23 protein-coding genes are annotated in these 26,617 nt (G+C 69.5%); 7 read left to right on the forward strand and 16 right to left on the reverse strand.

Annotation, left to right across the window (positions count from 1 at the left end; genetic code table 11):
* Nucleotides 1-45 precede the first annotated feature (45 nt).
* The 3 genes from rpsD (at nt 46) to AAC691_RS04050 (ending at nt 3,351) form a co-directional block, all read left to right on the forward strand.
* The gene (rpsD, locus tag AAC691_RS04040) at nt 46-663 is read left to right on the forward strand and encodes a 30S ribosomal protein S4 (RefSeq protein ID WP_176640504.1); all 618 of its coding nucleotides are present in this window, start codon (nt 46-48) and stop codon (nt 661-663) included.
* Between the two features lie 175 nt (nt 664-838).
* Nucleotides 839-2,398 carry a peptide chain release factor 3 gene (prfC, locus tag AAC691_RS04045; RefSeq protein ID WP_342629029.1) on the forward strand — a complete coding sequence of 520 codons (1,560 nt, stop codon included), beginning with the start codon at nt 839-841 and terminating at the stop codon, nt 2,396-2,398.
* 101 nt (nt 2,399-2,499) lie between these two features.
* Entirely contained in the window at nt 2,500-3,351 is an 852-nt protein-coding gene (locus AAC691_RS04050; protein ID WP_342629030.1) for a sulfotransferase family 2 domain-containing protein, read from the forward strand.
* Here the strand turns inward: AAC691_RS04050 and AAC691_RS04055 are convergent.
* Entirely contained in the window at nt 3,266-4,726 is a 1,461-nt protein-coding gene (locus AAC691_RS04055; protein ID WP_342629031.1) for an MATE family efflux transporter, read from the reverse strand. The two genes, AAC691_RS04050 and AAC691_RS04055, sit on opposite strands and share 86 nt — an antisense overlap.
* 125 nt (nt 4,727-4,851) lie before the next feature.
* On the opposite strand from AAC691_RS04055, the gene cysS reads away from it, so the two are divergent.
* Entirely contained in the window at nt 4,852-6,216 is a 1,365-nt protein-coding gene (gene cysS, locus AAC691_RS04060; protein ID WP_342629032.1) for a cysteine--tRNA ligase, read from the forward strand.
* Nucleotides 6,213-6,995 (forward strand): RNA methyltransferase, encoded by a 783-nt coding sequence (locus AAC691_RS04065; protein ID WP_323991292.1) that lies wholly within the window; start codon nt 6,213-6,215, stop codon nt 6,993-6,995. The genes cysS and AAC691_RS04065 overlap by 4 nt, the downstream gene beginning before the upstream one ends.
* Before the next feature lie 18 nt (nt 6,996-7,013).
* Here the strand turns inward: AAC691_RS04065 and argC are convergent, their stop codons facing one another.
* The 6 genes from argC to AAC691_RS04095 all read right to left on the reverse strand — a co-directional run bounded on the left by argC (nt 7,014) and on the right by AAC691_RS04095 (nt 13,143).
* Complete coding sequence (argC, locus tag AAC691_RS04070) at nt 7,014-7,991, reverse strand: N-acetyl-gamma-glutamyl-phosphate reductase (RefSeq protein WP_342629033.1); 978 nt, start codon at nt 7,989-7,991, stop codon at nt 7,014-7,016.
* On the reverse strand, nt 7,988-8,428 hold the full coding sequence (locus AAC691_RS04075; RefSeq protein ID WP_342629034.1) for a glycine zipper family protein: 441 nt from the start codon (nt 8,426-8,428) through the stop codon (nt 7,988-7,990). Before AAC691_RS04075 ends, argC begins: the two co-directional genes overlap by 4 nt.
* 159 nt (nt 8,429-8,587) lie before the next feature.
* Nucleotides 8,588-9,919, reverse strand: a complete 1,332-nt coding sequence (gene gltX, locus AAC691_RS04080; RefSeq protein WP_176639562.1) for a glutamate--tRNA ligase — start codon at nt 9,917-9,919, stop codon at nt 8,588-8,590.
* A 75-nt stretch (nt 9,920-9,994) separates the two neighbouring features.
* Nucleotides 9,995-10,381 (reverse strand): hypothetical protein, encoded by a 387-nt coding sequence (locus AAC691_RS04085; RefSeq protein ID WP_342629035.1) that lies wholly within the window; start codon nt 10,379-10,381, stop codon nt 9,995-9,997.
* A 96-nt stretch (nt 10,382-10,477) separates the two neighbouring features.
* A complete protein-coding gene (locus tag AAC691_RS04090; protein WP_176639561.1) occupies nt 10,478-11,662 on the reverse strand; it encodes a nicotinate phosphoribosyltransferase in 1,185 nt (394 codons plus the stop codon).
* 62 nt (nt 11,663-11,724) lie between these two features.
* Complete coding sequence (locus tag AAC691_RS04095; protein ID WP_176639560.1) at nt 11,725-13,143, reverse strand: class II 3-deoxy-7-phosphoheptulonate synthase; 1,419 nt, start codon at nt 13,141-13,143, stop codon at nt 11,725-11,727.
* A 335-nt stretch (nt 13,144-13,478) separates the two neighbouring features.
* Here AAC691_RS04095 and AAC691_RS04100 point away from each other — a divergent pair, with 335 nt between their 5' ends.
* Nucleotides 13,479-13,901: a hypothetical protein gene (locus AAC691_RS04100; protein ID WP_342629036.1), complete on the forward strand. Its 423-nt coding sequence runs from the start codon at nt 13,479-13,481 to the stop codon at nt 13,899-13,901.
* A 395-nt stretch (nt 13,902-14,296) separates the two neighbouring features.
* Here AAC691_RS04100 and gorA read toward each other — a convergent pair whose 3' ends face one another.
* Both gorA and AAC691_RS04110 read right to left on the reverse strand, forming a co-directional pair.
* Nucleotides 14,297-15,739 (reverse strand): glutathione-disulfide reductase, encoded by a 1,443-nt coding sequence (gene gorA, locus AAC691_RS04105; protein WP_342629037.1) that lies wholly within the window; start codon nt 15,737-15,739, stop codon nt 14,297-14,299.
* An 80-nt stretch (nt 15,740-15,819) separates the two neighbouring features.
* Nucleotides 15,820-16,698, reverse strand: coding sequence for a ferredoxin--NADP reductase (locus tag AAC691_RS04110; protein WP_342629038.1), 879 nt, complete (start codon nt 16,696-16,698; stop codon nt 15,820-15,822).
* Nucleotides 16,699-16,902: 204 nt separating this feature from the next.
* Between AAC691_RS04110 and AAC691_RS04115 the strand changes: the two genes are divergently transcribed.
* Nucleotides 16,903-19,428: a helicase-related protein gene (locus tag AAC691_RS04115; protein ID WP_342629039.1), complete on the forward strand. Its 2,526-nt coding sequence runs from the start codon at nt 16,903-16,905 to the stop codon at nt 19,426-19,428.
* Here AAC691_RS04115 and serS read toward each other — a convergent pair.
* The 7 genes from serS to argS form a co-directional block, all read right to left on the reverse strand.
* Entirely contained in the window at nt 19,415-20,689 is a 1,275-nt protein-coding gene (serS, locus tag AAC691_RS04120; RefSeq protein ID WP_342629040.1) for a serine--tRNA ligase, read from the reverse strand. The two genes, AAC691_RS04115 and serS, sit on opposite strands and share 14 nt — an antisense overlap.
* A complete protein-coding gene (tatC, locus tag AAC691_RS04125) occupies nt 20,682-21,506 on the reverse strand; it encodes a twin-arginine translocase subunit TatC (protein ID WP_176641737.1) in 825 nt (274 codons plus the stop codon). The genes serS and tatC overlap by 8 nt, the downstream gene beginning before the upstream one ends.
* A gap of 27 nt (nt 21,507-21,533) precedes the next feature.
* Nucleotides 21,534-22,154, reverse strand: coding sequence for a Sec-independent protein translocase protein TatB (gene tatB, locus AAC691_RS04130; protein WP_342629041.1), 621 nt, complete (start codon nt 22,152-22,154; stop codon nt 21,534-21,536).
* The gene (gene scpB, locus AAC691_RS04135) at nt 22,147-22,890 is read right to left on the reverse strand and encodes an SMC-Scp complex subunit ScpB (protein WP_342630140.1); all 744 of its coding nucleotides are present in this window, start codon (nt 22,888-22,890) and stop codon (nt 22,147-22,149) included. The genes tatB and scpB overlap by 8 nt, the downstream gene beginning before the upstream one ends.
* Nucleotides 22,891-22,910: 20 nt before the next feature.
* Nucleotides 22,911-23,777, reverse strand: coding sequence for a ScpA family protein (locus AAC691_RS04140; protein ID WP_342630141.1), 867 nt, complete (start codon nt 23,775-23,777; stop codon nt 22,911-22,913).
* A 115-nt stretch (nt 23,778-23,892) separates the two neighbouring features.
* A complete protein-coding gene (locus AAC691_RS04145) occupies nt 23,893-24,789 on the reverse strand; it encodes an SPOR domain-containing protein (RefSeq protein WP_342629042.1) in 897 nt (298 codons plus the stop codon).
* Complete coding sequence (gene argS, locus AAC691_RS04150; protein ID WP_342629043.1) at nt 24,786-26,579, reverse strand: arginine--tRNA ligase; 1,794 nt, start codon at nt 26,577-26,579, stop codon at nt 24,786-24,788. Before argS ends, AAC691_RS04145 begins: the two co-directional genes overlap by 4 nt.
* Nucleotides 26,580-26,617: the final 38 nt, after the last annotated feature.

Genomic DNA, 26,617 nt, shown 5'->3' on the forward strand with positions numbered 1-26,617 from the left:
TCCCTCCGGGGCCGGCCGCCCGTCGAGTATGGAAGACAGCGCGCAATGAGCAAGCGCCTTGAGAGCAAGTTCAAGATCAATCGCCGCCTGGGCGTGAATCTGTGGGGCCGTGCGAAGTCGCCGGTCAACAAGCGGGAATACGGCCCGGGCCAGCACGGCCAGCGCCGCAAGCAGAAGCCGTCGGACTTCTCGGTCCAGTTGATGGCGAAGCAGAAGCTGAAGGGCTATTACGGCAACATCAGCGAGAAGCAGTTCCGCAAATATTATGACGAGGCCGTGCGCCGCAAGGGCGACACCTCCGAGAACCTGATCGACCTGCTGGAGCGCCGCCTGGACGCGGTGGTCTATCGCCTGAAATTCGCGATGACGCCGTTCGCCGCCCGCCAGTTCGTCAGCCATGGCCATGTCACGGTCAATGGCCGCAAGGTGAACATCCCCTCCTACCTGGTGCGCGACGACGACGTGATCGAGGTGCGCGAGAAGTCCAAGCAGCTCGCCATCGTGCTGGACGCCGCGCAGAGCGGCGAGCGCGACGTGCCGGAATATATGGAAGTCGACCACCGCCAGATGAAGGGCCGCTTCGTGCGCGGCCCGAAGCTGTCGGACGTGCCCTATCCGGTGCAGATGGAACCGAACCTGGTCATCGAATTCTATTCGCGCTGACCCGGTTTTTTCCAGCATATCGCACGATCACGGCGCCGGGCGCGGGGGCTTTCCCCCTCGCCCGGCGTCCGTGTTTTCGGACCGTGCCCACTTGCACGGTCCGGCCGCCATCGCAGAACGGCCATCGCAGAACGGCCATCGCAGAACGCCCATCGCAGAACGAAGGAATCCGCCCGTGAACGCCGAGCCCGCCTCCGTCCTGGCCGCCACCATCGCCCGGGAAATCAGCCGGCGGCGGACCTTCGCCATCATCTCGCACCCCGACGCGGGCAAGACCACGCTGACCGAGCGCATCCTGCGCGCGGGCGGCGCGATCCAGATGGCGGGCAATGTCCGTGCCAAGGGCGAGCGGCGGCGCACCCGCTCGGACTGGATGGGAATCGAACGCGATCGCGGCATTTCGGTCGTCACGTCGGTGATGACGTTCGAATATGGCGGCTGCATCTTCAACCTGCTGGACACGCCGGGGCACGAGGATTTCTCGGAAGATACCTATCGCACCCTCACTGCGGTCGATTCCGCGGTGATGGTGATCGACGCGGCCAAGGGGATCGAGGACCGGACCCGCAAGCTGTTCGAGATCTGCCGCCTGCGCGACATCCCGATCGTCACCTTCATCAACAAGATGGACCGCGAATCGCAGGACCCGTTCACCCTGCTGGACGAAATCTCCTCCGCTCTGGCGCTGGACACCGCGCCGGCGACCTGGCCGGTCGGGCGCGCGGCGCAGTTCGCCGGCACCTACGACCTGCGCACCCGCAGCCTGCACGTGGCCGCCCCGCTGGAACAGTCCGACCCGCGCATGGTGCAGTTGGGCGAGGAACTGGAACTGGCCGAGGCCGCCCTGCCCACCTTCGATCGCGACAGTTTCAATGCCGGACACCTGACGCCCGTCTTCTTCGGCAGCGCGATGAAAGAGATCGGGGTGACCGACCTGCTGGATGCGCTGGTGGCCTTCGGCCCCCCGCCGCGCGACCAGGAGACCGAAAGCCGCACGGTGCGCGCCGATGAAACCGGGCTGACGGCGCTGGTCTTCAAGATCCAGGCCAACATGGACCCGAACCACCGCGACCGCATGGCCTTCGCGCGGATCTGCTCGGGCCGGCTGGAACGCGGCATGCGGCTGAAGCATGTGCGCGTCGGCAAGCAGTTCGCGCTGCATACGCCGCAATTCTTCTTCGCCCGCGACCGGCAGCTTGCCGAGGAAGCCTTCGCCGGCGACGTGGTCGGCATCCCCAACCACGGCACGCTGCGGATCGGCGACACGCTGACCGAGGGCGAGGAACTGCGCTTTACCGGCGTGCCGCATTTCGCGCCGGAAATCCTGCGCCGGGTGCGGCTCGACGATGCGATGAAGGCCAAGAAGCTGCGCCAGGCCCTGACCGAACTGGCCGAGGAAGGCGTCGTGCAGCTCTTCCGCCCGCAGGACGGCGCATCGCCGATCGTCGGCGTGGTGGGCACGCTGCAGCTTGACGTGCTGCAGGCCCGGCTGGCGGGGGAATACGGGGTGGCGATCGGCTTCGAATCGACGCCCTACAACCTCGCGCGCTGGGTGACCGGCGACCGGGCGAAGCTGGACCTGTTCGCCGCCGCCAACCGTTCGGCCATGGCGGACGATATCGACGGCGACCCGGTCTTCCTGGCCAGTTCAGCCTTCATGATGCGGCGGACCACCGAGATGAACCCCGACCTCGCCTTCCACGACATCAAGCAGATCGGCATCGAGACACGCTGACCGCTGCCGTTCCGTAACGGAATGTAACCGAACGGCAATATAACGTATATCCGCGCGGATTGCGGATGACCGCGTGCCGGCCAGGTCCTAAGCCGATAGTCATGACGGAACGATACGGCGCGATGGCGGCCTCGGCGCAGGATACGCCCCGGGCGGAAAGGCAGGCGTCCGGCCAGGATGCGTCGCAAGACCCCGCATCCCTCGCGCTGGGCGAACGCCTGGTCCGGCTGGCGGGGCTGCGGCTGGTCGGCGACCTGCATGAACGCGCGGCCGACTGGGGCGTGGCGCTGCCGCCCGGCGCCAAGCGGCGCCGCCGGCTGGATTTGATCCGCGCGCGCGGCGTGCTGTTCATCCACGTGCCGAAGAACGCCGGCACGTCGGTGTCGGTCGCGCTCTATGGCCGCGAATTGCGGCACGAGACGATACGCGCCTACCTGAATGCCGCGCCGGACCTGGCGGCCACGCTACCCAGCTTCGCCATCCTGCGCGATCCCGTGGACCGCTTCGTCTCGGCGTACGAGTTCGCGCGGCGCGGCGGCGCGCACCGGCAGGTCGCGGCGCCGTTCCGTGCGCGCTATATGGGGTTCCGCACGCTGGACGACGCGCTGGACCATGTCGAACGGGCGCGCAGCCCCTATGGGGTGGATCATGTTTTCCGCCCGCAATCCTGGTACGTCACCGACCGGTCGGGACGGGTGGCGGTCGATCACCTGATCCCGCTGCCGGCCCTGGCCCATGCCGGCCGGATCGTTCCGGCGCTGAAAGACGTGCGCTTTCCCCATCTGAACGGGGGCGCGGCAACCCGCCTGGTCCCCAGCGCCGCGCAACGCGCCCGGATCCATGCGCTCTATCGCGCCGATTTCGACCTCATGGCCCATGGGACGATATCGGGGGGGACGATATCGGGGGGGACGATATCGGGGGCGACATCGGTCGGGGCATCGGCGCCGTAGCCGCCGCGTCCCCGCGCCGTTCGCCCAGCGACCACGCCGCGCGACAGCCCAGCATGACGGCCACCGACACCAGCGCCAGGACCACCCCGCCCCACAACCCGACCACACCCAGCCCGCAGCGGAATGCCAGGAACCATCCGGCGGGGAATCCCACGCCCCAATAGCCCAGGATCGCCAGGACCATCGGCACCAGCGCATCGCCCCGTCCGCGCAGCACGCCGCCCAGCACCGCCTGCGCCCCGTCCGCGACCTGCATGATCGCGGCCAGGACCAGCGCCCCCATGGCGACGCGCACGCTGTCCGCGTTCGCCGCCGCCGCGGGGTCCAGGTAGAAGGCCACGATCCGCGCTCGCGACAGCCAGATCAGGCCGCCGAAGGCGCCCATGCCCAGGATGGCGGTGCCCACCGCCACCCGCGCGGCATGCCGGGCCCGCGCCGGCTGCGCGGCCCCCGTCCAGAATGCCACCCGCACATTGGCGGCCTGCCCCAGCGCCATCGCGACCATATAGGTGATCGACCCCAGGCTCAGCACGATCTGGTGCGCCGCCAGGGCGTGGGTGCCCAGCGACGCGGCCTCCAGGCTGACCACCTCGAACAGCATGATCTCGGCCCCGGCCCCGGCCATGATCGGCAGGCCCAGCCGCAGCAGCAGTCCCATGTCCGCCCGGCGCAGCCGCGCCGGCCACAACAGCCCGCGCAGATGCGGCCGCCCATGGACCATCAGCAGCAGGGTGGCGGCGGTGCCCCACATGGTGATGGCGGTGGCCAGCGCCGACCCCGCCAGCCCCAGGCGCGGCAGGCCGAACAGCCCATGGATCAGCGCGGCGTTCAGGACGCCGTTGACCAGCGCGACCACCGGCATCACCCGCAGCAGCAGCGCCTGCGCATCCAGCGCCGGCAGCACGACATCGACCACCCCGGTGCCGATCAGCGCGGGCGGCGCCCCCCACAGCAATATATGCACGAAACCGCTGACCGGCCCGGCGAAGGCGGCCGGCTGGTGCATCAGGCGCAGCAGCGGCCCGACCTGCGACAGCAGCAGCAGGCAGGGCGCGCACAGCAACAGCGCCAGGACCAGCAGCATGGCATGGATGGGCGCGATCCTGGCCGGCTCACCCCGGCCGCGCGCCTGGGCGATCAGCACGCCCCCCGCCCCCAGCATGGATTGCAGCACCGCCATCACGGTGAAGAACAGGGTGGTGGACAGGCCGCCGATCGCCAGCGCGTCGGCCCCCAGCCCGCCCAGCAGGATGCTGTCGGTGACGCCCATCACCATCTGGGAAATCTGCGCCAGGGCGATCGGGCCGGCGATGCGCAGCAAGGGCGGCAATTCGGGCGCCGGCGCGCCGGAAGATATGGGAACGGGTCGCGACATGCCCCATCCAGAGCAGATCATCCCCCGAAAGGCCAGACGTCGCCGCAGGGCGGCGGCGCCCGCGTGGACAGGGCGCGCACAAGGGTGTTGCGTCCGCACCGCGCCTGTCGCATCTAGGCCCCATCATGTCTGATTCCATGCCGCAACTGTCCCTGCACGACAGCCGAAGCCGCAAGACGGTGCCCTTCGCGCCCCTCGATCCGGGGAACGTGCGGATCTATTATTGCGGCCCGACGGTCTACGACCTGGCGCATATCGGCAATCTGCGCGCCATGGTGACGGCCGACCTCCTGGTGCGGCTGCTGCGGGTGCTGTATCCGCGCGTGACCTATGTGCGCAACATCACCGACGTCGAGGACAAGATCAACGCCCGCGCGCGTGAGAACGGCGAGACGATCGACAGCCTGACCGCCCGTACGATCCGCGATTTCCATCAGGACCTGGCGGCGGTCGCCGTCCTGCCGCCGGATATCGAGCCGCGCGCGACCCGCCATATCGGCGAGATGGTGACGATGATCGGCCGACTGATCGAAAGCGGCCACGCCTATGCAGCCCAGGGCCATGTGCTGTTCTCCGTCGCCAGCGATCCGGCCTATGGCACGCTATCCGGCCGCTCGCCCGAGGACCTGCAGGCCGGCGCCCGCGTCGAGATCGCACCCTACAAGCGCGACCCGGGCGATTTCGTGCTGTGGAAACCCTCCGAACCCGACCTGCCGGGCTGGGAAAGCCCGTGGGGCCGGGGGCGGCCGGGCTGGCACATCGAATGCTCGGCCATGTCGCACCGCTATCTGGGCGAAAGCTTCGACATCCATGGCGGCGGCAGCGACCTGCTGTTCCCGCATCACGAGAACGAACTGGCGCAGAGCCGGTGCTGCTTCCCCCACGGGCGCTTCGCCAACCACTGGGTGCATAATGCGATGCTGCTGGTGGATGGCGAGAAAATGTCCAAATCCCTGGGCAATTTCCTGACCGTCCGCGACGTGCTGGCCCACAGCCCGGCCGAGGCGCTGCGGCTGCTGCTGCTGCATGCCCAGTACCGCTCGGTGCTGAACTTCACCCAAGGCGGGCTCGACGACGCGAAACAGACCCTGAACCGGTTCTATCGCGCCATCGGCGACCTGCCGCCCGAAGATGACGACGCCCCGCCCCCGGCCGCCGTCCTGGCCGCGCTGTGCGACGACCTGAACACGCCCCGCGCACTGGCCGAAATGCATGCGCTGGCCGACCGCGCCCTGGCGGGCGACCAGTCGGCCGCCAGGGGCCTGCGCGCCGCGGGGCGGCTGCTGGGCCTGCTGGGCCAGACGCCGCAGGCATGGTTTCGCGCCGGCGCCGACATCGATCCGGCCGAGATCGAGACCCTGATCCAACACCGGCTGGACGCCCGCCGGGCCCGCGATTTCGCCCGGGCCGACGCCATCCGCGCCGACCTGGCCGGACGCGGCATCGTGCTCGAGGACGGTCCAGCCGGCACCACCTGGAGGCGCGCGTGACCGGCCGCGACGGCGGGGCCGATATCGGCCCGATCGGCAACAGCCCGGTGGTGATCCTGGTCCGGCCGCAGATGGCCGAGAATATCGGTACCACCGCGCGGGCCATGGCAAACGGCGGATTGTTCCATCTGCGGCTGGTCGCCCCGCGCGACGGCTGGCCGCTGGAACGGGCCTGGCGCGCGGCCTCCGGCGCCGACCGGATTCTGGAAGAAGCGACGGTCCATGACAGCGTCGACGACGCGATCGCCGACCTGCACCATGTCTTCGCCACCTGCCCGCGCCCGCGCCATATCGTCAAGACGGTGCTGACCGCGCGCGGCGGCGCCGCCGAATTGCGGCAGATGAGCCTGCGCGGCCTGCGCACCGGCCTGATGTTCGGCCCCGAACGCGCCGGCCTGGACAACGAGGACATGGCCCGCGCCGACGCGCTGATCCGCTATCCGCTGAATCCGGCCTTCATGTCGCTGAACCTGGCGCAGGCGGTCATGATCATGGCCTATGAATGGTGGATGGCCGAAGACACGACCCCGCCGCGCGCCCTGATGACGAACGAAACCCACGTCGCCACCAAGGGCGAACTGGAAAATTTCATGCGTCATCTGATCGACGACCTGGATGAATGCGGCTTCCTGCGCAACGCGCAGAAACGCCCGGGCATGGTGCGCAACCTGCGCCATTTCTTCACCCGGGGCGAAGTCACCGAACAGGAACTGCGCACCCTGCACGGCGTGGTGACCGAATTGTCGCGCGGCCGCAAGGCGCGGCAATCCGCCGACTGACGGACGCCTCGTCCCTGCTCACGGCCAAACGGGTACGCCGTCCAGCCCTGCGGTTTCCGGCAGGCCGCAGATCAGGTTCGCATTCTGCACCGCCTGACCGGCCGCTCCCTTGCCCAGATTGTCGACCACGCCCATCGCGATCACCAGGTTGCGCTCCGGATCGGCGGCATAACTGACGAATGCGAGGTTCGAGCCGGTAGCCCATTTGGTCTGCGGCGGCTTGTCGGTCACGCGGACGAACGCCCGCCCGGCATAGAAGCGCCGGGCCGCATCCAGGCATTGGTCCGTGGTGGCGCGGCCGCGGCAGTACATGGTGGCGAGTACGCCGCGGGTCATCGGCACCAGGTGCGGCGTGAATACCAGCCCGGCCGCGCTGCCGCCGCTCAGCCGCTCGATCGTCTCGGCAATCTCAGGCATGTGGACGTGCTTGAGCAGCCCATAGGGCAGCAGGTTCTCGTTGCTCTCGGCATAGCCGAACCTGCTGTCGGCGCCGCCCCGGCCGGCACCGGAGATGCCGGTCTTGACGTCGATCACGATGTTGCCGGGCTCGATCAGCTTGTTGACCAGCAGCGGCGCCAGCGCGTTCAGCGTCGCCGCGGGAAAGCAGCCGGGATTGGCAACGCGGACCTGACCCGCGATCCGGCCTGGCCACACGTCGGCCAGGCCATAGGCCCATCCCTCGACATAGCGGTGGTCGCCGCCGATATCGACGATCTTCACGTCCTTGGGGACGCGCGCCAGCGCCTCGGCCGACGCGCCCGTGGGCAGCGACGCGAACAGCACGTCGAGCTTCGGCAGGGTCTCAGGGTCCCATTTCTCGATCACCAGCTCGGCCAGCTTGGCCGGCACACCCGGGAAACGGTCCGCCAGCCGGCTGCCGGCGCTCCCCTCGCCCGCGGCGTAGACCAGCTCGAAAGACGGATGGCCCGCGACCAGGCGCATCGCCTCGCCGCCGCCAAAGCCGCTGATCCCGACAATGCCGACGCGCATGCTCATGGTGACGGGGGGACCGGCGCCGGCGCACCGGGGACCAGATTGCCTTTCGCATACATGCACTGCGAATAGGCGATGTCATACAGTCCCTGGATATTCCCCTGCATGCGCGAACTGGACCCGGCCCCGATCCCCGAGCCCAGAACCGCGCCGCTGCCTGCGCCGATCCCGGCACCGTAACCACCACCGACCGCAGCCCCCAGCCCGGCGCCCAGCACCGTGGTCAACGCCGCCATCCCCAGGGCACGATTATTGGCATGCTCGGCCTGCCCCGCCACCTGACCCGCCGCGAAATTGCGGCAGATCGCGTCATCGGACCTGAAGGCCTCGAACGGTTTTCCCGGCGGCGGCATGACCGGAACAGTCGGTCCGATCGGAGTTTCGGCGCACCCTGCAAGGGTGGCCAGAATGCCGGCGACAACAAGAATGCGTCGGGTCACGTCATGCCTCCGTCCTGCAAACTGCATGGCCGGCGCTACGATAGCCCGGATCCCGGTTCGGTCAAACCGCCGGATCCTACCTTGCCGGGTCACGGTTCAACCCCGGCACGGCGCGCGACGTATCGCAGCGCGAACTCTGTCGGATGACCGTGCCGCCGCTCACCGTGCGGCGATCCGCAGGCGCTCGGCCACGCGCTCATGCCCCATCAGCGGCAGCAGGTCGCGCATTTCCGGCCCCTTCTCCTCGCCCGTCAGCGCCACGCGCAACGGGTGGAACAGCGATTTGCCGCTGCGTCCGCTGGCGGCGCGAACGGCGCCGGTCCAGTCCTTCCAGGTCTCGCCGTCCCAGGGTTCGGCCGGCAGAAGGGACAGCGCCTGCAACAGGAACGCGCCCTGGTCGTCCTGCACGGGCGGTACGATCACGCCCGCCACCACGTCCCACCAGTGGCGCAGTTCCGACACCATGTCGACATTGCCGCGCACCGCCAGCCAGAACGATTCGGTCGCTCCCTCGGGCAGGCGGTCACGGATCGCGGCGAAGGGCATCTGGTGCAGGACGCGGCGATTCAGCGCCAGCAACTGCCGCATGTCGAACCGTGCCGCCGAGCGCGAGACCCGGCGCACGTCGTACGAACCGGCCAGTTCGTCGAAGGACAGCGGCGCCGGATCGTCGGCGCTGCCCAGCCGCGCCAGGTACGACACGATGGCCCCCGGATCGACCCCGTCCTGGCGCAGGGCGCGGATGGACAGGCCATCGAACCGCTTGGACAATTTGCCGCCCGCCTCGTCCAGCAGCAACGGCAGATGCGCGAAGGCGAACCGGCCGGGACGGGCGCCCAGCGCCTCGGCGATGTCGATCTGCACGCCGGTATTGGTCAGGTGGTCCTCGCCGCGCAGGATATGGGTGATGCCGGTTTCCAGGTCATCGACCACCGAGGCCAGCGTATACAGCACCGTGCCGTCGGCCCGCACCAGCACCGGGTCCGAAATCGACGGCAGCTTGACCTGCGATTTACCCATGACCATATCGTCCCAGGTCACCGTCCGGTCCGACAGGCGGAAGCGCCAATAGGGCACCTTGCCGTTCGCCTCGGCCTGGGCGCGCTGCTCCGGCGTCATGCGCAGCATGGCACGGTCATAGACCGGCGGCTTGCGCATGCGGATCCGCGCCTCGCGCTTGGCCGCCAGTTCCTGCTCGCTCTCGAAACAGGGATACAGCCGCCCCGATTCCTTCAGCCGCGCGATGGCGGCATCATAATGGGCCAGCCGGTCGCACTGGTGGAAGGTCTCGTCCCAGCCCAGACCCAGCCAGGCCAGGTCGGTGCGCAATGCCTCGACATACTCGTCGCGCGAGCGCTCGCGGTCGGTATCGTCGATGCGAAGCTGGAACTTTCCGCCATGGCGGCGGGCATACAGGGCGTTGGCGATGGCCTGGCGGGCATTGCCGACATGAATCAGGCCCGTCGGGCTGGGCGCGAAGCGGAGTTTCATGCCGCCTTATATGCGTCGGCCGCGCGCGAAAGGCCAGCGGCGACGCACCGTCGCGCAGCCGGGCGACGAAACCGCTTATTCGTCCCCGCCACCCTCTTCGTCCCGGCCCTCTTCGCCTGCGTCGTCCTCGACCAGGCGCCTGGGGTCCAGGGCGCGCCAATCACGCTCCATCGGCGTCGCGGCATGGGCCGAAAAATCGTCCAGCTCGTTCGCCGAACGCCAGCCCTCGTCCCCGGCGTCAACGATCTCGGCATCCTCGCCGAAGGACATCCATGCCTGCAGCACCTCGCGCGGGCCCGCGCCCGCAACGCGGCAGCGCTCCATGCTGTCGCGCACATAGGCCCGGGCGAAGGCATTGGCATGGGCCAGGTCGAGGAAACCCGAAACCTCCTCGACGATGCCTTCTTCCGCCCCGCCGGACAGGTCGAGAATGCGGACCCGCCAACCCGCATCGGCTGCCATGTCTGCCCCCGGGTCTGCCTGATCGGAAGGGGAAGGAGTATCGTGTGGATCGCTCAAGGGAAAATATCCGGTCAAAGAAAGGCTGGGAAAATGCGGTTACGACGCTGACGGCACCGCGCGGTCGCGCGCTTTGCGCAGCAGGAATTCGCGCCCCACCTTCACCAGCGGCTGGCCGTCATAGGACACGATGTCGGCGGTGGCATAGGTCTCCGACCACCGGTCGGGGATGAAGGAACCGGTGCCGACGACGTCGATCGGGGCATGGGCATCGGCCATGACCATGCATTTCTCGACGCTGAAGCCCGACGAGACGATGATCCGCACCTTGGCGAATCCCGCTTCGTTCAGCGCCTCGCGCATGCGCCAGACGGCAGCGGCCGAAACCCCGGTGCCGACCAGGTGGCGCAGTTCGGTGTCCGAGCGATAGCGGCGGATGGTGCCCGGCGTGTTGCGCTCCAGCGCGGCATAGGACGATTGCGGGTCCAGCCCCTCCAGGAAGCGGCCGCCATGCGTGTCCAGCCGCACCGCGACGCGGCCGGCCGCCGCCAGGTCGGGAAAGGCGCGGCAGACCTCCAGCGCATCGGTGATCTCGCGCCCGAAATAATCGACCAGCACGACCAGGTCGGAATCGGGATAGGTCTCGTGGAACATCTCCGCCGCACGCAGGGTCGACCCCGCATAGCCCACCAGCGCGTGGGGCATGGTACCCAGGCCCGGCAGGTCACCGAAGAATCCGGCCGTCGCGTCGTTCGCCCCGCCGACGAAGCCCAGCGCGCCCTCGCGCTGCGCCGCCCGGCTGCCGACCGACGCGGCATAGGCCATCTGCTCCTGCATCTCGAACCCCGCGCAATGCCGGGCTTCCATGGCCAGGAAACGCACGCCGGGCAGCGCCAGCGCCATCTGATAGGCATTGTGCGCGGCGACGCAGGGCGGTCCCAGCTTCTGCAGCAGCAGAGTCTCCAGCGGCGCCAGCGCCGCGAACGAACCGGTGACGTAGACCAGCGGCTCACCCGCGCCGACCCAGGCGCCTTCGGGGCACATGACCTCGTGCGTGATCGCGATGCCGCGCGCCCGCGCCACGTTTTCCAGCCACGCGGTCATCAGCCTCGGGGCCGAGATGACCGGCCGGCGGATGAACATGGCATAGGTCACCTGCCGGTCGCCGAAGCGGGTCACGATCTCCCGCGTCCGGTTGAAATAGGCGTCTGTCCGCGCGGCGATCGTCCCGTCATCCAGGGCCTGAGACGGTCCGAAAGCCTCGTTTTCGTGTGCTGCGGACATTCTTCCTCCGTATTCTTTATTCTTTCGCCGCGACGTTGCCGGTCGCGGCGTTCATCGCGTGCTTATGCGGCCTCCGATCCCTTCGCCGAATCCCGCACCGGCGTCCCGCGCAGGCGGGTCGTCAGTTCCTCGGCCAGCAGGAAGGCCATTTCCAGCGACTGCTCGGCATTCAGCCGCGGATCGCAGAACGTCTCATAGCGTTCACCAAGATCGGCCTCCGTCAAGCGGTGGGCCCCCCCCACGCATTCGGTGACGTCCTGGCCGGTCATCTCGACATGCACCCCGCCGGGATGGGCGCCCTCGGCCTGGAACACGTCGAAAAAGCCGCGAATCTCGGCCAGGATGGCCTCGAACGACCGGGTCTTGATCTTGTTGACGGTCGAAATCGTGTTGCCGTGCATCGGATCGCACAACCACGTGACCGTGCGGCCCGACGCCATGACCTTGCGCAGCAGCGGCGGCAGGTGCCTGCCCACGCCCTCGGCCCCCATGCGTGAGATCAGCGAGATCCGCCCGGCCTCGTCCTGCGGGTTCAGGATGTCCAGCAGCCGCTCCAGGTCGTCGATCGTCGTGCTGGGCCCGACCTTGATGCCGATCGGATTGCGCACGCCGCGCAGGAACTCGACATGCGCGCCGTCCGGCTGGCGGGTGCGGTCGCCGATCCAGACGAAATGCGCCGAACAATCGTACCATTCGCCCGAGGTCGAATCGATTCGCGTCAGCGCCTGCTCGTACGGCAGCAGCAGCGCCTCGTGCGAGGTATAGAACTCGGTCTCGTCCATCTGGCGCGCGCCCGTCATGCCGCAGGCCGCCATGAAGGCCAGGGTCTCGTCGATGCGCTCGGCCAGCACGCCATAGCGCTGGGCCAGCGGCGAGCGCTCGACGAAGCCGAGATTCCAGCGATGGACCTCATGCAGGTTGGCATAGCCGCCGCCGGCGAAGGCCCGCAGCAGGTTCATCACCCCCGCCGACTGGAAATAGCCGGTCTCCATGCGCACCGGATCGGGAATGCGGGCCGCGGGCGTGAAATCCGGCCCGTTGATGATGTCGCCGCGATAGGACGGCAGGCTGGTCCCGCCGATCGTCTCGGTCTCGGACGACCGGGGCTTGGCATACTGCCCGGCCATGCGGCCGATCTTGATCACCGGCACCTTGGCGCCGAAGGTCAGCACCACCGCCATCTGCAGCAGCACGCGGAACGTGTCACGGACGATATCGGCGGTGAACTCGCCGAAGCTCTCGGCGCAGGCGCCGCCCTGCAGCACGAACGCCTTGCCGCGCGACGCCTCGGCCAGGCTGGCCTTCAGCCGCCGCGCCTCGCCCGCGAAGACCAGCGGCGGATAGCGGCGCAGCCGCTCCTCGACCGCGCGCAGCGCGTCCTGGTCGGGATAGGCCGGCACCTGGCGCACGGGAAACGACCGCCAGCTCTCCGGCGTCCAGGCCTGCCGGGAAGAACTGTTCTGTGTGTGCATCGCACTCATGGTCGGATCCTAAATTCCTCTGCTCGTCCGGCGGGACGCGACCGGATCGCCTTCCTCCCCGCCTTCCCCCCTGCCCCGATGGCCGGCCGTGCCGCTGGGGGCAGTCTTTATGTAGAAAATCCCGCGCCAACGCAAAGAGGATCGTCGCGTGCGGCCTGCAATACGCGTAAGGGAAGCGCGGGGCGGATCTTTTGGGCGTGCATCGCACCGGGGCGATCGGCTAGACCCGGCCCCAGGCCGACATGCGTGGCATGTGCCCGGCACGCGCCGGAATTTGCCGCGCCGCCGGACGCATGACATGCTGGCCGAAACCCGGAACTTCGGAGGGATGATCGATGGTGGCCACGCTTCGCACGGCCCTGTATTCGCGCCTGGCAGCGTCAGCTTTGGCCGCAGCCGCTCTTCTCGCAACGCCCGCGCTTGTCACGCCGGCGCTCGTCACGCCGGCCCTGGCCGCCCCGGACCAGCCCGGCACGAGCGGCACGAGCGGTGCCCAATCCACCGCGCAGGGCATCGAATCCCCCGGTGGCGAACATCTGACGGTCAAGGGCCGGCACTCCCTGCCGCCCGGCTACCAGGACGCGCCGTCGATGGACCTGACCCATGGGCCGGACCCCGACCATGACGCCAACGTGCATCGCGACGCGGTCACCGGCAGCGACCTGTCACGCTTCGGCAGCGCCTATCAGGGCAGCGGCCCCTACGGCCAGGGCCAGCTCGGGGATTCCACAGGGAACGGCTGGGTCACCCCCCGCTGAACTTTGCCTGTAAACGCGTGCTGGCGGCGATCCGACGCGGCTTTGCTGCGCTCCGATGCTCACGGCCCACAAGGCCGCTCCGCTTCGGTGCTCACAAAACCACGCCGGGCGCTCCACTACGTTCCGCTCTCGCGCGCCAGCCCACGTTTCCAGGCAAAGTTCGGGTGCCCAGATAACGTCATCGGACAACCAGCGATCCCACGCGGCTTTGCTGCGCTCCGATGCTCACCGGCCCACAAGGCCGCTCCGCTTCGGTGCTCACAAAACCACGCCGGGCGCTCCAGCCCACGTTTCCAGGCAAAGTTCGGGCGCCCAGATAACGTCATCGGACAACCGGCGATCCGACGCGGCTTTGCTGCGCTCTGATGCGCGCGGCCGGCCACGCCGGCCGGACTTCAATCGTCCTGGCGCTCGGTCACCCGGGTGCGGGTGCGCATGGTGACGAATTCCTCGGCCGAGGTCGGATGGATGCCCACCGTGCGGTCGAAATCCGCCTTGGTCAGGCCGGCGGTCACCGCGATCGCCAGGCCCTGCATCATTTCCGGCGCGTCATCGCCGATCATGTGCGCCCCCACCACGCGCTGCGTTCCCTGGTCCACCACCAGCTTCATCACCGTCTTGCGCGACCGGCCGCTCAGCGTGTGGCGCATGGGGGTGAAACGGGCCAGATAAATGTCCACCGCGCCTTCCACGGCCGCTTCCGCCTCCGTCTGGCCCACGCTGGCCAGCGGCGGCGAGAAGAAGACGGCCTTGGGCGTCGTCTCCAGCGACCAGTGGCGCGGGCTGCCGGTGCCGAACAGGCGGTCGGCCAGGTTATGGCCCTCGGCGATCGCCACCGGCGTCAGGTTCTGGCGGTTGGTCACGTCACCGATGGCATAGATGCCCGACGCGCTCGTCTCGCCGGCCTGATCGACCACGATGCGGCCATGGGCGGTGGTTTCCACCCCGGCACGGCGTAACTCCAGCGAACGGACATTGGGCCGGCGGCCAGTGGCGAAGAACACGCAATCCGCGGCAATGCGCGACCCGTCATCCAGCAGCACCGCATATCCGCCTGCCCCGTCCCCGGCGTCCAGCGGCCGGATGGCGACGGGCGAGCGGTTCGGATGCTGGCGGATGCCGCGCGCCGCGATGGCGTCGCGCATCGCCGCGCGCATGTCCTGGTCGAACCCGCGCAGCGGCAGGTCCTGGCGGTAGACCAGATCGACCGACGAGCCCAGCCCCTGGAAGATACCGGCGAATTCGATGCCGATATAGCCGCCGCCGACCATGCAGACGCGCTGCGGCCGCGACGGGAGGTGGAATGCCTGGTCCGAGGAAATCGCATGGCCGATCCCCTCGATCTCCGGCAAATCGGGGCTGGAGCCGGTGGCGATCACGATCCGCTCGGCCGTCACCCGCCGCTCAGGAGCGCCCTGGTCCGGAGCATGGGGGGCCGGAGCATGAGGGTCCAGGGCGCCGGGACCGATGATGACGGTATGCGCGTCCTCGAACCGGGCGGTACCGGTGAACAGCGTCACGCCCGACTTTTCCAGCAGCGAGACATAGATGCCGTTCAGCCGCGCGATCTCACGGTCCTTGGCCGCGATCAGCGCGGCCCAGTCATGGGTACCCGGCGCGACGTCCCAGCCGAAGCCCAGGCTGTCGGCCGCCAGGTCGGCATATTCGCTGGCCTGGACCATCAGCTTCTTGGGCACGCAGCCCAGATTGACGCAGGTTCCGCCCCAGTGCCGGTTCTCGGCCACCGCTACGCGGGCGCCATGGCTGGCGGCGATGCGCGCGCAGCGCACGCCGCCCGAGCCCCCGCCGATGACGAACAGGTCGAAATCATACGTCATGCAGATATCCCGATCACACGCTCGATTACTCGATCCCCTGGCACGCCCCCTGCTGGCACGCGACGTCGCGAACCCGGCCTTCAGCGCTCGGCGAAGGCCTTCTCGACGACATAGGCGCCGGGGTTGGAATTATTGCCCTCGTCGAAGCCCCTGGCCACCAGCATGGCCTCGGTGTCGGCCAGCATCTCCGGCGACCCGCAGATCATCACGCGGTCATGCTCCGGGTCCAGCGGCGGAATCTCCAGGTCGGCGAAGATCTTGCCGCTTTCGATCAGCTTGGTGATCCGGTCGGTGACGGCGAACGGCTCGCGCGTCACGGCGGGGTAGTACAACAGCTTGCCCGCCACATCCTCGCCCAGGAATTCGTGCTGCGGCAGCTCGTGCCGGATATGGTTGGCATAGGCCAGCTCGCCCGAGACGCGCACGGTATGGCTCAGGATCACCCGGTCGAACCGCTCATAGACCGTGGGGTCCTTGATCAGGCTCATGAACGGGGCCAGGCCGGTGCCGGTGGCCAGGAAATACAGGTTCCGCCCCGGGCGCAGATTGTCCAGCAGCAGGGTGCCGGTGGGCTTGCGGCCGATCAGCACCCTGTCGCCCGGCTTGACGTGCCGCAGGCGCGAGGTCAGCGCTCCGTCGGGCACCGCGATCGACAGGAACTCCATCTGGTCTTCGTAATTGGCGCTGGCGATGGAATAGGCGCGCAGCAGCGGCTTGCCCTCGACCTCGATCCCGATCATCGCGAACTGCCCGTTCTCGAAGCGCAGCGCGGCGTCGCGGGTGGTGGTGAAGCTGAACAGCCGGTCCGTCCAATGATGGACGCTCAGCACCGTTTCGGCATTCAGATGGCCATAGGTCTTGGTCGGCTCGGCCAGATGATACACGCCCGCCTCGCCCGCGACGGGCTCCAGACCGGTGGGAACGGTCCCGGTGGCTTGCGTCATCAACATATCGGACATGGTGTCAAACTCTCCCGTTCAGGGCTGGGATTCGCATCGATCACGACCCGCGGCGGAGGCCCCGTTCGTGCAAGAGGGTGAGATGTTTAAGCGCGCCGCGCCCCCGATACCAGCACAAATCCGTTATCCGACGATCGCGCGGCGGACAAGCGGGCCGCCCACAGGCATGTTGTTCCCGCGCGCGGGATGGCGCACAAACCGGACATGACATCCGAATCCCCCGCCCGCCGCGCCGTCGAGGCCGCGCTCGCCGAAACCGGCCTGGCCGTCGAAACCCGCGAACTGCCGAAGCTGGAACGCACCGTCGCCCGCGCCCTGACCCCGGGCGAAGACCGCGTGGACGCCGCCACCTTCCGCCGGGCCCTCTGCGCCGTGCGGCGCAAGCCGTGGAGTTCGCGCCTGATGGACCTGACCCGCCGATCGGGCGAGGTCTGGATCACCCGGGCGGACGCCGAGGCCGCCGTCGCCGGCATCGACGACCCCGAGCCCGGCGACGCACGCCTGCTGGCCGCCCTTGCGGATGTGGTGCGGGCCCGGCTGCGCGCAACCGCCGAAACGCCCGCGGCGGCGCTGGAGACCATCCGCGCCGACCTGTTCGACGGTACCGGCCGCGTGCTCTCGCCCGCCGAAGTGGACATCCTGTCGCAGGCGATCGCGGGCGCCTTCGACCTGCCGCCCGATGCCGATTTCGTCGAGGACGTGCGCCGCACCGAGCAGGCCCGGCACCAGGAGCATGAGGCGATCGAACAGGCCGCCCGCGCCCGCCGGCGCGAGGAAGTGCGCCGCCTGCGCGCCTGGGAAGACAGCCTGGTGCCGTTCGCCGAGGTGCCGCGCCTGCTGCATTGCAGCCAGCGCGAGGCCCTGCGCTGGATCGCCGAGAACCGGCTGCCGGTGGCCCGCCGCGTGCCGCAGCCCGACGGCACCGAACGCTGGGAATTCGACCCCGAGGAACTGGTCGCGCTGCGCGCCCGCCTGCCGGAATGGCGGCGCGAATCCTACGAGGCGGACATCCGCGGACGCGGGGCCCCGATCCCCGACCAGGGCACGCGCAAGGTCGGCAACGCGGTCATCGCCCGCGTGGCGGCGCTGGACCGCTACGCCGCGCATTTCAAGACCGCGCGGGCGCTCAAGCGGCGCATCACGCTGGTGATCGGACCGACCAACAGCGGCAAGTCCCACACGGCGCTGGAAGCCCTGGCCGGGGCCGAAAGCGGCATGGCCCTGGCGCCGCTGCGCCTGCTGGCCCACGAGTTCCGCGAGGCCCTGACGGCGCGCGGCGTGCCGACGTCGCTGGCGACGGGCGAGGAACGGATCGACGTCCCCGGCAGCCGGCATCTGGCCGCCACCGTCGAGATGTGCCCGCTCCACAACCCGGTGGACGTCGCGATCGTCGACGAGGCGCAGATGCTGGCCGACCCCGACCGGGGCGCGGCCTGGACCGCGGCGATCATGGGCGCGCCCGCCCGGCACCTGTTCGTGCTGGGCGCGCCCGACTGCGTGCCGATGGTGCGGCGGATCGCCGAATTGTGCGGCGACCCGCTGGACGAGATCCGGCTGGAACGCAAAAGCCCGCTGGTGGTCGCCGGCCAGCCGGTGCGCATCCAGGACCTGCGCCCGCATGACGCGCTGATCGCCTTCTCGCGGCGCGAGGTGCTGGATTGGCGCGCCATGCTGCTGGCGCGGGGCCACCGGGTGGCCGTGGTCTACGGCGCGCTCAGCCCCGAGGTCCGCCGGGCCGAGGCGCAACGCTTCAATGACGGGCGGGCCGACATCCTGATCGCCACCGACGCGATCGGCATGGGGCTGAACCTGACCATCCGCCGGGTGATCTTCACCGCGCTGCGCAAGTTCGACGGCACCCAGACGCGCGACCTGACGTCGCAGGAAGTCAAGCAGATCGCCGGCCGCGCCGGACGATACGGCAAGCACGAGGAAGGAATCGTCTCGGTGATGGCCGATGCCGGCAGCCTGTCCTTCATCCGGACCATGCTGGCGGCCCCGCCCGACGACCTGCCCGATCTTCGCCCCCAGGTGCAGCCCGACGCCGACATCATCCAGGCCGTGGCGGCGGAAATCGGCTCGGACAGCCTGTTCGGCGTGCTGGCGCGCATCCGGCGCGCCGTGCTGCGGCGCGACGACCCGAACTACCGGCTGGCGAACATGGAACAGGCCTTCGCCATCGCCACCGCGCTGGAAGGCGTCACCGGCCTGACCCTGGCCCAGCGCTGGGTCTATGCCATGTGCCCGGTCGACGACCGCGACAACGGCATCCAGCGCCTGGTCCACTGGGCGGCGGACCATGCCGCGGACCGCCCGGTCATCCCGCCCGGAACCGGCCGCCTGCCCCCGGCCGACCGTGCCGACCGGATGGAACTGGAACGCGCGGAAAAACGCCACAAGCGGCTGGTGGCCTGGCGTTGGCTGTCGATGCGCTTCCCCGACGCCTATCGCGCGCGCACCGAGGCCGAGGAGGCGACGGCCCGCCTGAATGACTGGATCGAGGACGTGCTGCGCCAGCAGAGCAGCCGCGACCATGCCGCCGCCCACGACGCCCCGCGCACGCCGCAGCCGCAGAAACACGGCCGCCCGGACGGACGGCACGGCCACCGCAAGGGCGGCGCCAAGGCCGCGGACGGCCGGAACGGCGGCGACGGGATCGATCGGGGCGGCCGGCCCGGCGCGGGCCGCCCGGGGCGGAGACCGGCCGGGCGCGCGCCTATCGGGCGCTGACGACCGCCAGCCCGTTCATATAGGAGCGCAGGGCCTGCGGCACGGTGATGCTGCCGTCGGCGTTCTGGTAATTTTCCATCACGGCGATCAGCGTCCGCCCCACCGCCAGGCCCGAACCGTTCAGCGTATGCACGAATTCCGGCGCCGCGTCCGTGCCGGGGCGATAGCGGGCATTCATCCGCCGCGCCTGGAAGTCCCGCGTGGTCGAGCACGAGGAAATCTCCCGCCAGGCCTGCTGCCCGGGCAGCCACGCCTCCAGGTCATAGGTGCGCGCCGCGCCGAATCCCGTATCGCCGGCGCAGAGCAGCATGCGGCGATAGGGAATACCCAGCCGCTCCAGCACAGTCTCGGCACAGCGCGTCATGCGCTCATGCTCGGCATCGCTGTCCTCGGCGCCGGTGATCGACACCATCTCGACCTTCTGGAACTGGTGCTGGCGCAGCATGCCGCGCGTGTCGCGCCCCGCCGCCCCGGCCTCGGAACGGAAGCACGCCGACAGGGCCACCAGGCGGCGCGGCAGGGCGGATGCCGGCAGGATCTCTCCGGCCACGCTGGCGGTCAGCGGCACCTCGGCGGTCGGGATCAGCCAGCGCCCGTCCTCGGTCCGAAAGGACTGGTCGGCGAATTTCGGCAGCTTGTCGGTGCCGAACATCGCGGCCTCGTTCACCAGCACGGGCACCGCCGTTTCGGTATAGCCATGCTCCTGCACATGCAGGTCCAGCATGAACTGCCCCAGCGCGCGCTCCATCCGCGCCAGCGCCCCGCGCAGCACCACGAAGCGGGTCCCCGACAATTTGGCGGCGGTCTCGAAATCCATCAGGCCCAGCGCCTCGCCCAGCGCGTAATGCTCGCGCGGCGCAAAGGCGAAATTCCGCCGCTCGCCCACCTCGCGCACCACGACATTGGCCGTCTCGTCGGCGCCGTCGGGTACCCCGCCATCCAGCCGGTTGGGCAGGGTGACCAGCGCATCGCGGATCTCGGCATCCAGTTCGCGGACCAGGATCTCCAGCCCCTCGATCTCCGCGCGCAGGCGGCCCCCCTCGGCTTCCAGCCCGGCGCTGTCGGCGCCGGTGCGGCGCAGCGCCCCGATCTCCTTCGACAGGGATTTGCGGCGGGCCTGCTTCTCCTGCAGCGTGGTCACGGCGGCGCGCCGATCCTCGTCCAGCCGGACGATCGTCGCGGCGACCGGGGCCTCGCCCCGGCGGGCCAGCGCCGCGTCGAAGGCGGCGGGGTCGGCGCGCAGGGCGCGAAGGTCATGCATCTGGTTTCTCCTGCTCGACATCCTCCAGGCGCCGTGGCTGGACGAGACGCGCACAGAAGATGGAAATTTCGTACAGACCGATCAACGGCACCGCCAGGCCGGTCTGGGTGATGATGTCGGGGGGCGTCAGGATCGCGGCGACGATAAAGGCCGCGACATAGGCATAGCGCCGGAACCGCGCCAGCATCTCGGCGGTGACGATGCCCACCCGCGCCAGCAGGGTCAGCACCACCGGCAGTTCGAACGCCACGCCGAAGGCCATGATCAGCTTCATGACCAGGGCCAGATATTCCGACACCTTGGCCTGAAGCTGGATCTGCAGGCCGTCCTGCCCGTCCGCCGTCTGGAAGGACAGGAAGAATTTCCATGCGAAGGGAAAGACGAAATAATAGGCTAGCGCCGCCCCCAGCACGAACATGACCGGCGTGGCCACCAGAAACGGCAGAAAGGCCCGCTTCTCGCTGCGATACAGGCCGGGGGCGATGAACATCCAGGCCTGCACCGCGATCATCGGAAAGGACAGGAACGCCGCGCCGAAGAACGCCACCTTGATATAGGTGAAGAACGCCTCGTACAGCGCGGTATAGATCAGGTGCGGCTGCTCGCCCTGCGCGCGCATCACCGTGCCCAGCGGCTGCGCCAGGAAGAGATAGATCCGCGACGAGAAATGATAGCACAGCAGGAAACACAGGCCGAAGGTTACCGCCGACCAGATCAGGCGCCGCCGCAGCTCGACCAGATGGTCCAGCAGCGGCATCGGCTTGTCGTCGATCGTGTCGCCCTCCAGGCGCGTGCCTTCCGGGTTGGCATTATCCATAAATGACGTTCCTAGAGCAGATCCCGTTCAGACGAAATCGTTTGAGCCCCGCCCTTCGACGAATTGCGTATCCGCGGCGCCGACGGCAACCCGCCGCGCCCCGTGCATCACCCGCACCGGCGGCAGGAAGGCCGGCGGACGCAGCCGCGCCCGGTCGGCGGCCAGCCGCCGGGCGACCGACGGCGGCAGCAGGGCCGGCGGCGGGCCCTCATCCTCGACCGGCGGATAGGCTGTCTCGGCATAGGACGCGACCGGCGTGGCATAGCCGTATTCATGCAGCCCGCCGGGGTCGAAACCCGCCAGGGTTCCGGACGGGGCCGCCATGTCCGCCGGGCGCGAGTGTTGGGGCGCCTCCGCCAGCGGCGATTCGTCCAGCGTGCGCCGGATCGAGCCGTCGCCGTCGATGGCCTGCATGATCTGGTTGCGCACGTTGAAGCGCCGCATGCGGTTGAATTCGTCCCGCGCGGCAGTCAGGTCGGCGTCGCGCACCATCTCATCGACATGGGACTGGAATTCCGCCGCCATCTTGCGGGCCTTCTTGATCAGGCCCGTGATGGTCCGGATCGCCACCGGCATGTCCTTGGGCCCGATCAGCAGCAGGGCGACCACCCCGATCAGCGCCATCTCGGACCAGGCGAAATTAAACATCGTCGGCCCCCTCGGCCAATATCGTCACTCCGGATTCCTCCCTGGACGCACCTGCCTCCGCCGTCCCGGCCCCCTGCGGCACGGCGGACCCGGCATGGGCGCGCAGCGCGGGATTGTCCGGCACGTCGACCAGCAATTCCTCGCGCCGCGGCAGGTCGCGCAGGTCGCGCAGGCCGAAATGGCGCAGGAAATCGGCCGACGTCCCCCACAGGATCGGCCGGCCCGGCACCTCCTTGCGGCCGCGCGGCACGATCAGCGACGCCTCCAGCAGTGTGTCCAGCACCTGCTGGCTCAGCGAAACGCCGCGAATCTCCTCGATTTCGGCGCGGGTACAGGGCTGGTGATAGGCGACGATGGCCAGCGTCTCCATGGTGGCGCGCGCCAGCCGCCGCGGCCGGTGCAACACGCGGGTCAGGCGCGGCGCCAGGTCGGGCGCGGTGCGGAACTGCCAGCCGCCGGCCACCTGCACCGGCGCGACGCCGCGCCCGTCATACCGCGCGACCACCGCGTCGATCACGCCGCGGACATAGGTGCTCAGATCCTCGATATCCGCCGGGACCTGGCCCTGGGCCTCCAGCAATTCGGCGACCACCCGCTCGGACACCGGATCGGCGCTGGCGAAGACCAGGGCCTCGACCAGCCGCACCGCCAGTTCGGGCGGCGCCGGCAACCCAGCAGGGGGGGCAGCAGGTGGGGCGGCAGGTGGGGCCGCGTCGGCAGCCATGTCGGTAGCCATATCGGGGGTCGTCTCGTCGGTCATTCCGCCGCGTCCATCCTCTCGGGAGCCGCTTCGCCCGCTGCCTGTTCGTCCGCCTGATCACTGGCAGCCTGATCATTGGCGGCAGCCTGGCCCGCCGGATCGCAGGCCCGCAGCATGATGCGGCCGAAAATTTCCTCCTGCCGCAATTCGATCGCGCCGTTCCGCGCCAGCTCCAGCCCGGCGATCAGGGTGCCGGCCATGGCGGCCCGGCGCAGCCGGGTGCGCTCCAGGTCATCCTCGGCATCCAGCCCCGGACCGGATTCGGGCAGAAAGGAATCCAGCGCGCACCAGCCGGCGCCGGCACCGGTCCCGGGGATGGCCGCCTCGGTGCCCAGCAGCCGGTGCAGGCGGGCCAGCGCATCCTGCACCGTCCAGAATTGCAGGCGCCGCGGCTGATAGACCCGCTTGCGCGCCCCCCGGCGCATCGCCGCCATATAGGCGCCCATCAATTGCGGCAGATCCAGCGCCAGGCCCGAACGGTCGATTTCGGTCAGGTCCTCGCGCTCGCCCCGGGCAAAGACGTCGCGGCCCAGTTGCGGCCGGGCCGCCAGCCATTCCGCGGCCTGGCCGATCCGCGCCAGTTCCAGCAGGCGCGCCTGCAGCAATTCGGCCGCGTCCTCGGCATCCTCGCCGCCCCCCTCCTCGGCCGGCAGCAGCAGCCGCGATTTCAGCCAGGCCAGCCAGGCGGCCATGACCAGCCAGTCCGCCGCCAGTTCCAGCCGGATGCGCCGCGCCGATTCCACGATGGCCAGGTATTGCTCGACCAGTTGCAGGATCGAGATGCGCGCCAGATCGACCTTCTGCGCGCGCGCCAGCTCCAGCAGCAGATCCAGCGGCCCCTCGAACCCGTCCAGGCGCAGCATGGGCGCGGTCAGCCCCTCGGCCAGTCCATCGGCCAATCCGCCGGCCAACCCATCGACGGGCTCGCCCGACAGGTCGCGATCGTGGGACGGGGCCGCCTGCCGCACCGGATGTGCCCTAGAAACCGGCCAGGGCGCAGGCCAGGCCGTTCAGCCGCACATGCTCGCAGAACGAGGTCGCCTGCGCGATGCTGGCAAAACCACGGGTCCGCAGCCGAAAAAAGACCGCGCCATTGCGCTCGGTCCGTTCGATGATCGGCTCGTGCCCGGCGAACAGGTCGGGATAATGCTGGACCAGGCGCGCCCATTCCTTCTGCGCCGCCACCTCGGAATCGAGGGCGGCAAGCTGCACCCCGTACCGCCCGCCCGCCGGCGTGACGGATGGGGCGCCAGGCGGCGCGGGAAACGGCGCGACGGGCGCAGAAGACGGCGCCGCGACCGGGGGCGCAACAGGCGCGGGGCCGGCAACGGGCGCCTGAACGGGCGCCGCAACAGCCGCCGCCGTCGTGGCGGGCCCCGCGGCAGGCTTCATGACAGGCTCCGCGGCAGGCGAATTGACTGGCGAATTAACGGGCGCGGACGGCGCCGCGGCGGGCGGCGCGCCATATTGCCGGGCCAACTGGTCGGGACGCGGCTGTTCCGGCAGCGGGGCCAGATGCGCGGCCGACCCGTCATCGGCGGTCGGGGCCTCGGCGCCCAGGACCTGCATGCCGCCCGGATCGAGCGGCCGCACCCGCACCGGTCCCGGCGGCGGCCCCAGCACCGGAATGCCCGACGGCTGGTGGCCGACCAGCGCCCAGCCGCCGATGCCCAGCACCAGCAGGCCACCCAGCCCCGCCGCGCCATAGGCCAGGCGCCGCGTCAGGGGATCGGACCCCAGCAGCCCTTCGAGCACGCCGCGACGCGGACGGGCGCGGCGGGGCGGCGCGTCGTCGTAATCGGCGCTCATGCGCTCGCGGGCGCGGCTCAGCCGCTCCGCATGGGGATCGCGATCCAGGGGATCGGTATCGTTCATCGCATTTCCTCGACCGGCTCGACCCCCAGCACCGCCAGGCCGGACCGGATGACCGTGGCCGTGGCCTCGACCAGCGCCAGCTTCGCCCGGGTCGCCGCCGGATCGTCCTCTTGCAGGAACCGCAATGTCGCATCATCGCGGCCGCGATTCCACAACGTATGAAAATCGCCCGCCAACTCACCGAGATAAAAGGCGATTCGATGCGGCTCATGCGCCAGCGCCGCGCCTTCGACCGTGCGCGGCCATTGCGCGATCCGCCGCAGCAGCGCCAGTTCGGCATCCGAATCCAGGCCGTCCAGGTCCGCCTCGGCCAGCGCGGCGGGGGTCACCTGCTGCGCGCCCAGCATCTCCTGCGCCGCCCGCAGCACCGAACGGCAGCGCGCATGGGCGTACTGAACGTAGAAGACCGGGTTGTCGCGCGTCTGGGCGACGACCTGGTCCAGGTCGAACTCCATCTGGGCGTCGGCCTTGCGCGTCAGCATGGTAAAGCGCACCGCATCGCGCCCCACCTCGTCGATCAGGTCGCGCAGCGTGACGAAGGTCCCCGCGCGCTTGGACATCCGCACCGGCTGCCCCTCGCGGACGATCCGCACGATCTGGCACAGCAGCACGTCGAAATCGGGCGCGCGCGCGCCATCCGACAGGGCCTTCACCGCCGCCTTCATGCGGGTGACATAGCCGCCATGGTCGGCGCCCCAGACATCGATCAGCACGTCCGCGCCCCGGCGGACCTTGTCGTCGTGATAGCCGATATCATTGGCGAAATAGGTATTCGACCCGTCCGACTTGCGCAGCGGCCGGTCCACGTCGTCGCCGAATTCTGTCGCCCGGAACAGGGTCTGGGGCCGCGCCTCCCAATCCTCGGGCAGCTTGCCCTTCGGCGGCTCCAGAACGCCTTCATACAGCAGGCCCTGCGCGTCCAGCCGGGCGATGGCCCGGTCGGTCACCCCGTCGGCCAGGATCCGCGCCTCGCTGGTGAACACGTCGTGATGCACGCCCAGCGCGTCCAGATCCTCGCGGATCAGGCGCATCATCTCGGCCACCACGAAGGATTTGACCGTGGGCAGCCAATGTTCCGGCGCGGCGGGCTGCCCGTCGGGCTCGGCCAGCCCCGTGCCGTGATGCTGCGCCAGCGCCGCGCCGACCGGCACCAGGTAATCGCCGCCATACTGAATGCCGCCGGGCACCAGGGCGGCGAATTCCTCCTGCGTCATGGTGGTGCCGATGGCCTGCAGGTACCGCCAATAGGCCGCCCAGGCCAGCGCGATCACCTGCGCCCCGGCATCGTTGATGTAATATTCCTTGGTCACCGCATAGCCGGCCTTGGCCAGCAGGTTGGCCAGCGCGTCGCCGACCACCGCGCCCCGGCAATGGCCGACATGCATCGGCCCGGTCGGGTTGGCCGAGACATATTCGACATTGACCCGCACCCCCTGCCCCAGCACCGCGTCGCCATAGGATTCGCCGGCCCGCAGCACGTCCCGCGCCACCGCGCGCAGCACGGCTTCATCCAGCGTCACATTGACGAATCCCGGCCCGGCCGGTTCGGCGTGGGCAATCCCCGGCACCGACGCCAGCGCCGCCGCCAGTTCCGCCGCGATCTCGGCCGGCCGGCGGCGGGCGATCCTGGCGACCAGCAGGGCGGCGTTGGTCGCCATGTCGCCATGGGCCGGATCGCGCGCGGGCGTCAGCTCGACCCGCGCCGCCACCTCGTCCGGCAGGTCCGGAACGATCCGTCGCAGGGCATCGCGCACGTGCGAGAGATAGCGGACGAACAGGCTGTCGGACATGCGATACGGTTCCACTCTGGACTGGTACTGATGACTGG

Origin of the sequence: Nguyenibacter vanlangensis (genome assembly GCF_038719015.1) — a bacterium.
GTDB lineage: Bacteria > Pseudomonadota > Alphaproteobacteria > Acetobacterales > Acetobacteraceae > Gluconacetobacter > Gluconacetobacter vanlangensis.

Excerpts from the sequence above, each read along its gene's own strand:
- AAC691_RS04085 (WP_342629035.1), bottom strand. The coding sequence starts at position 10,381 with ATGGCAGCCGATGCGGGTTGGCGGGTCCGCATTCTCGACCTGTCCGGC.
- tatB (WP_342629041.1), bottom strand. The coding sequence starts at position 22,154 with ATGTTTAATTTCGCCTGGTCCGAGATGGCGCTGATCGGGGTGGTCGCC.
- AAC691_RS04110 (WP_342629038.1), bottom strand. The coding sequence starts at position 16,698 with ATGTCCGATATGTTGATGACGCAAGCCACCGGGACCGTTCCCACCGGT.
- argS (WP_342629043.1), bottom strand. The coding sequence starts at position 26,579 with ATGTCCGACAGCCTGTTCGTCCGCTATCTCTCGCACGTGCGCGATGCC.
- AAC691_RS04100 (WP_342629036.1), top strand. The coding sequence starts at position 13,479 with ATGGTGGCCACGCTTCGCACGGCCCTGTATTCGCGCCTGGCAGCGTCA.
- argC (WP_342629033.1), bottom strand. The coding sequence starts at position 7,991 with ATGAGCATGCGCGTCGGCATTGTCGGGATCAGCGGCTTTGGCGGCGGC.
- AAC691_RS04145 (WP_342629042.1), bottom strand. The coding sequence starts at position 24,789 with ATGAACGATACCGATCCCCTGGATCGCGATCCCCATGCGGAGCGGCTG.
- AAC691_RS04115 (WP_342629039.1), top strand. The coding sequence starts at position 16,903 with ATGACATCCGAATCCCCCGCCCGCCGCGCCGTCGAGGCCGCGCTCGCC.
- gorA (WP_342629037.1), bottom strand. The coding sequence starts at position 15,739 with ATGACGTATGATTTCGACCTGTTCGTCATCGGCGGGGGCTCGGGCGGC.
- rpsD (WP_176640504.1), top strand. The coding sequence starts at position 46 with ATGAGCAAGCGCCTTGAGAGCAAGTTCAAGATCAATCGCCGCCTGGGC.
- AAC691_RS04140 (WP_342630141.1), bottom strand. The coding sequence starts at position 23,777 with ATGCTGCGCCTGGACGGGTTCGAGGGGCCGCTGGATCTGCTGCTGGAG.
- serS (WP_342629040.1), bottom strand. The coding sequence starts at position 20,689 with ATGCATGACCTTCGCGCCCTGCGCGCCGACCCCGCCGCCTTCGACGCG.
- scpB (WP_342630140.1), bottom strand. The coding sequence starts at position 22,890 with ATGGCTACCGACATGGCTGCCGACGCGGCCCCACCTGCCGCCCCACCT.
- AAC691_RS04095 (WP_176639560.1), bottom strand. The coding sequence starts at position 13,143 with ATGAGTGCGATGCACACACAGAACAGTTCTTCCCGGCAGGCCTGGACG.
- AAC691_RS04090 (WP_176639561.1), bottom strand. The coding sequence starts at position 11,662 with ATGTCCGCAGCACACGAAAACGAGGCTTTCGGACCGTCTCAGGCCCTG.
- AAC691_RS04050 (WP_342629030.1), top strand. The coding sequence starts at position 2,500 with ATGACGGAACGATACGGCGCGATGGCGGCCTCGGCGCAGGATACGCCC.
- AAC691_RS04055 (WP_342629031.1), bottom strand. The coding sequence starts at position 4,726 with ATGTCGCGACCCGTTCCCATATCTTCCGGCGCGCCGGCGCCCGAATTG.
- gltX (WP_176639562.1), bottom strand. The coding sequence starts at position 9,919 with ATGAAACTCCGCTTCGCGCCCAGCCCGACGGGCCTGATTCATGTCGGC.
- cysS (WP_342629032.1), top strand. The coding sequence starts at position 4,852 with ATGTCTGATTCCATGCCGCAACTGTCCCTGCACGACAGCCGAAGCCGC.
- tatC (WP_176641737.1), bottom strand. The coding sequence starts at position 21,506 with ATGGATAATGCCAACCCGGAAGGCACGCGCCTGGAGGGCGACACGATC.